Genomic DNA, 6,191 nt, shown 5'->3' on the forward strand with positions numbered 1-6,191 from the left:
TAATGTGTTGAGGTTAATTTTATTCAAACTATAGTTTATATTTTAATTACAATAAAGCTTTTAGTTTATGGCTAACGTGTTTGTATATGAAAAGTTGCATATAAATAAACACAAATTTTCGTCTTAGTAATGGTTTATGAATAAAAATAAACCCTTCAGTTAATTACTTACAAGCAATTTTTTATATACGGTGTTGGGCTTAGTTTTTTATCCTGAAATATAGTTTCCATATTTTATTTTTCTAATTAAATAAATTATAAGAGTTGAAATTAGAATACAAATTAATGTGGTTATAGGAATACTCATAATCGGGTTTGTAAATTGCCAATTTATTCCAACTTTACTTAAAAGCGTTAATGTAAGTACGTGGACTAAATAGATTCCAAAACTTTCGTTACTTATAAATAAAATTACCCTTTTAATTTTGTTACTTTTAATTTTTAAATTCTTTAAAATTAGAAAAATTCCAATAGAGCTAAGTAATACATTTGGTGTTAAGTATCCATAAAAGTATCCGGAAAATTCATTTTTTTGGTTTGTTAAATAGTATGTTCCATAAATAGTAATTCCCATTCCTACAATTGCATATATGATTGGTATATATTTATTTCTTAAAGTAAAATTAGATAAGTAATAACCTAATACTAAATATCCAATATACCCAGAAAAATTGGTCAAAGGAATATTTGGAAGATATGTCTTTAAATATGGAAGGCTATAAATTATTGTGAAAAACCATATTATCAAAAAGTAAAGTATTTCTTTATTATTTGAATGTTTAATCCATTTTCTAAGAATTGGAATAAATAAATAAAGCCCAAGTAATGTATATACAAACCATAGATGAAATTTAGCTCCATAAAATAAATTCCTTATAATCATCTTAATCGAACTGATAATCGTATAAGATTTTTCTCCCACTAAAAATTTATCATAAATTAGATAAATTACACTCCAAAAAATTAAAGGAGGTATTATTCTCCAAAATCTTTTTTTTATAAAATAACTTAATTGGTAGTCCTTACTTAATAAGAGAGCTCCACTAAGCATAAAAAAGACAGGAACACAAAAGCGAACCATTCCATCATAGAAATTTCCAATGTTCCAAATCCCCTCTGATATTTCTCCATATTTATATAGGATTGGAGATGATACGTGAAGAATAACGACTGCAATCGTAGAAATTGCCCTAATATTATCTAACCAAAGTGATTTTTTTTTCAAAACGTTTTTTAATTAAGCCCAACGTTGTTGTATATGGTTTGTTGCGTGTTTCAAGCAACTAATTTAGTAAATAATTATCGACCAAGAAAGTCCGCGAGGACTTTCGTAAGTAGGCAAGAAGCCAGCAATAAATTATATACGGTGTTGTGTTTTCGTACTTTAATTTCTGCACATTTTCTCTATTTCTAAATATTGTGAATTATATTTTTCTTTTATAAAATCAAGTAAACAAATTGATGCTTTTTTCAATGATTCTAAAGTTAATGGGTCCTCATAATTATTGAAATCCGTGTGAGTATAATCGTCTGCAATTAATTTTAAATCTAATTCAGGTTCTTTACCAAATATTAACTCAATATTTTCGGGTTTTAATTCTAGAAAATGAAAAGAACAAATTGTTTCTAAAACTTTTCTTATATCTCCTCCAATATTTTCTTCTCGCATCTCATTTGAAAATTCATATACTCTTTTTAATGATGTTAAGTATTCCGATAGTTTTCTACTATTATGAACTTTTTTTAAAAATGTCGTTTTTGATTTTTGATTTATTTCAAAATTATAGAAAACAGAATTTTTTTTATAAACATTACCAGCTAAGAAATTATAAAACTGAAGATTATGTGTTAAAACAAAAACTTGCGGACTAATTTTATCGTTCTTATTATCTAAAATTTTTCTATAAAGAGAAGGTAATGTTTTTAAAATTCTTCCCATTCCGTGTAAATAGTTGTAACTATTACTTGAAACAGGGTCGTCTATGAATAAAGTTAAATTATTGATATCTTCAAAACTTTCAATTTTTTGAATGCTAGAAGCTATAAAATATGCAAATGCAATTACCGATTTTTCTCCTTCACTTATAAAATTAGTGTTTTTAGATATATCATATACTTTTTGACTATTTGTTTTAAGTAATAAATTAAAATCACTATTAATTTCGTATTTGTATAATCCTGCGGTTTTAATTAATTCATTTACAAATTGAATTATGACCTCTTTTTTCTCTTTAGAAGGTGCTTTGCCTTTTTCTGTCTCAAGTCGTTTTTTGTCTATTTCTAGTTTGGCTAATAATTCATTTCGTTGTTCTAGAACAAAAGCATTTTGTTGTTTATAATTAAATAAAGCTAATTGAGCTATTTGTTTTCTTAATTCACTTTTTCGTTTACTTAAATCATTGATTTTTAGATTTAAAGATTGGATTTCTAGATTGTTTTTTGAATATAAATTTTGAATACGAATGAATTCAGATTTAATTTCTGAAAGTATAGTTGAAAGTTCATCCTCATTTAATTCTATAGCTTCTATTAATTTGATTTTTTTTGTTTCTAAATATTTTGATATTCGAGTTAATAATTTTTCTAATCTAGAGGAATCTATATCTCTAATAAAGTTTGATTTTTTTACTCCAATAATTTTGTTCAGTCTTTCAATTTTATTGGGTAATATTTTTAGCTGTTTGTTGTTAAATTCTATATCTTTTAAAATCGTATTTATGTCATTGATATTTATATCAATTGTATCAATAGTTTTACTTTTTAATGAATCAATGAATAAATTATATTGATTAATAATATCTGTATTTTCTAATGTTTGTCGGCAAAAAGGGCAGTTGTCACTTTTAGAGTCATTTTTATATATTTCGATTCCTTTTTTGACCCAATCCTTTGAAATTAATTTTATATGATTTTCAATTTTTGTATCTAAATCTTTATAGTCGAAAGAATTGAGTAATAGTGAAGAAATATTATCAGTTTTCAATTCATTAAGCAAAGAAAAACTAGTTTTTATGACGTCATTTTCATTAATGTCATTTATTTTACTGTAATTTATTTCTGACTCTTTTATTGATTCATTCTTTTTTATTTCATTTATAATTTTTCTATCATTAAGATTAATGAAGTTTAGAAAATCCGAAAAAGTGGACTTTTTTGCGTTGTATTTTTTTCTTAGATTTATTGATAATAAGTCTAAATCGGATTCAATTTTATCTTTTATCTCAGTTCCTTTTTTTATAGTTAAATTAATTTCAGTTTCAATTGATTTTATTGAATCATCACTGTTTTTAATTTTTCCTATGTTAATTTCTCCAGTATGATTTTTTTTAGAAAAATCATTTATTGTTATATTTTCATCAAGGAACTCTTTATTATAGACGAGAATATTATGTTTTATAGGAAGATTTAGGTTTAAGTTTGTTACCTTTTGGTTGTCGGTAAATTCAAGATTAAATTCTATATTTTCTTTTTTTTCTTGAGCTTCTAGAGATAATAAATCTTCAAATTGTGTGATAGAGAGATTATCAATTTCAAATTTTTTAAAGAATCTTGATAAGTTTGTTTTTCCACTACCGTTTAAGGCAAATATTACATTCTTTTTTAAAAAACTATCTGAATTATTAAATTCGTTCAGGTTTCTAACATTATTAATTTGATGAATTTTTATAAGCATATTAATCTTTATCAGAATGTTTTTTCAGTATGAAACACAACGGTCTCGGATATGAGTAGTTGCGTGGGTTAGCACTTAACTTTGCAAGTACACACCAAGTTGGAAATTCCGCAGGAATTTCCAAAGTAGGCGAGAACAAGCAATTACTTATAGCCATTGTTAGCTGTAGTTATTTTTCTTCTATTTTTTTAATCAATTCTTCTGTTTCTTCAGATATTTTCTGTTCTCCTCCGAAACGAACTGATTTATAATCCCCTTTTCGTTCGTCATATTTCATTTCGATTCGAGTAACGTTACATTTTCCCACTTTTTTAAACAATTTTCGGATTGTTTTAATTTGCATTTCAAAAAGGGAATCATTTTTATTATTGTCCGAGTTGAAAAATACTCCTGACAACTCTTTATCTGCATCATCGTAAATTTCAATAATCTCATCTTCCGTTAAACTATCATCGTCCATTTTTGCCTCGATATCTTTATCCACGACTGATATTATTGGGGAAAATATATAGCTATGTACAAACTGATTAATGAAAAACCTTAATTCACGTTTTTCTATTGTTGGCTTTTCTAAATCGTAGTTTTCGTCAAATCGATGATTATTCATTAGAGTTATTGGCTTTCCATTACTTGGGTAAACTTTGCATTCTAATTTCAAAGAGCTAAAATCGCTAGTCAGTTTATTTGCTTCTAAAAGTTTTCGGACTATATAAAATCCAAACATAATTTCTTTCTCAAATTTCGCATACTTTGAATCATTCCATTCTTTTTTATACTGGATTCGCTTTTTTAAACTTTTTGAAATCTTTATTAATTCCTTTCTCCAATAATAACTTTCGTGAATCATTTATACGATTGTGTTTTAATTACAGCTAACGTTTTTGTATATGGTTTGTTGCGTGTTTAAGCACCTAATTTAGCAAATAAAAACCGAATAGAAAATCCGCGAGGATTTTCGTAAGTAGGCTAGAACTAGCAATAAATTATATACGGTGTTGTAAACAGTTTTTTATTCAGTTTTTAAAATATTTTTCCTATGATATTCTAAATATTTTTGATGCTCTGTCGATATTTTAATTGTCATATTTTCATAAATTCCAAAAAGTTCATAGTTGTCTAAAAATTCAGATATTATAATTTTTCCTTCATTATCGAATGAAATTAAACCTATATCAAAAACTTTGTCCAGATTTGGTGTAAGTAAAAATCCGTTGTAGACATCAAGTTTTTCAAAGTCAGTAGATTTTTTCCAAGGTTTAATATGTGAAGCAATTAATAGAGGAATTTCTTTTATTCCAGTTACAGAACAAGATTTCCAATAATCAATTAGTTTTTTTCTATATATTCCTTGACCAATTCGACTAAGTACATAATTTTTCCTTTCGGTTTCAGTAATTTCTTTTCGGTTATTTGTATTTATTATGTCATCAGAGATACTTTCCGATTCGTAATTGTCTTTTAGGAATTCTAAATAAAGGTCAAATGCACGACTGTACATTCTGTTTCCACGAACATTTTTTTCGTAAAGTTCACTATTTGCAAAATATAATTCTTTTAATTTTTCTGTTTCACTGTAACTGTCAATTAAAAATAAATCCGTGTTACTTATATTTTGTTTTTTCAGATGATTTGAAAGTGTAGTTATTGTTTTAGAATATTTTCCAGGATTTCCAATTTGAGGTTGTGTTTTTATTAACCAAGAATGAAAAATTCTTTCCTTAATTTTCATATGTTTTCGATTTTTTTCTCAAATTGTTTACAACGGATTAGGTTATGATTTCGTTGCGGAAAAGTCCGCCAGGACTTTTCGGTTGCGGCTGTAATTTAGCAAATATTCGTGGAATTTTCGGTAGAAAATTCCGCCGCAATGAATTATAACCATTGTTACCTAATGTAGCGACACACTCAGATTGGTTTATTCTGTATTTTCAAATTGCAAATAAAGATCTCAAATTTGTCGAATTTCGCATTTTCGCATTTTTATTTTATTCAGAGTATGCAAGTGTCAATTTTAATCAATCGCGCATTAGTCAGTTTGACATTTTAAGTTAGCATTATTCAATTTTATCTTTTGAGCGTTGTATTCCGATTTTTTTTGATTTTTAGGCTTAATTTTTAAAGCAATATTCAATCAGGGTCGATTTCAAGTCAACGTAACTTTTTTAGAGTCTGCTTTTAGTCCGTTTCCATTAGTATTTTCAGTTTTTTTAGTCAAAATTTATCTTGTGTTTTATCAAATTTCGATTATAATATTTTCGCATTCAGTTCGGTTTTCAGAGCGCGGTTTTGACCATTTTTGTTTTGAAAAATATTGCTCATTTTTATCAAATATTAGTCATCTTCGATCAGTTCTTTTTTCAGCGGGAGATTGGTTTCGGAGCTATTTTAGGTAACGGTCTTGTATAACCGTCAGTTACGGTTTAAATTAGCTATTATTTTCGGATTAAACACAAGCCTTAGCAATTCCGAGTGGATTCGGACGTAGTCGAATCCGCCGTAATTGCGGTTATACATTGTTA

4 protein-coding genes are annotated in these 6,191 nt (G+C 26.6%); all 4 read right to left on the minus strand.

Annotated features, from left to right (window positions below; translation table 11 throughout):
• Window positions 1–207: 207 nt before the first annotated feature.
• The 4 genes from ACN0WI_RS16820 to ACN0WI_RS16835 all read right to left on the minus strand — a co-directional run bounded on the left by ACN0WI_RS16820 (window position 208) and on the right by ACN0WI_RS16835 (window position 5,401).
• The gene (locus tag ACN0WI_RS16820; protein ID WP_417888211.1) at window positions 208–1,224 is read right to left on the minus strand and encodes an acyltransferase; all 1,017 of its coding nucleotides are present in this window, start codon (window positions 1,222–1,224) and stop codon (window positions 208–210) included.
• A gap of 159 nt (window positions 1,225–1,383) precedes the next feature.
• Window positions 1,384–3,672: an AAA family ATPase gene (locus tag ACN0WI_RS16825; RefSeq protein WP_417888212.1), complete on the minus strand. Its 2,289-nt coding sequence runs from the start codon at window positions 3,670–3,672 to the stop codon at window positions 1,384–1,386.
• Window positions 3,673–3,841: 169 nt separating this feature from the next.
• Window positions 3,842–4,519, minus strand: coding sequence for a hypothetical protein (locus tag ACN0WI_RS16830; protein ID WP_417888213.1), 678 nt, complete (start codon window positions 4,517–4,519; stop codon window positions 3,842–3,844).
• A gap of 162 nt (window positions 4,520–4,681) precedes the next feature.
• On the minus strand, window positions 4,682–5,401 hold the full coding sequence (locus ACN0WI_RS16835; protein ID WP_417888214.1) for an HNH endonuclease: 720 nt from the start codon (window positions 5,399–5,401) through the stop codon (window positions 4,682–4,684).
• Window positions 5,402–6,191 lie beyond the last annotated feature (790 nt).

This window comes from Zunongwangia sp. (assembly GCF_048269745.1).
In the GTDB taxonomy this organism is placed as follows: Bacteria; Bacteroidota; Bacteroidia; order Flavobacteriales; family Flavobacteriaceae; genus Zunongwangia.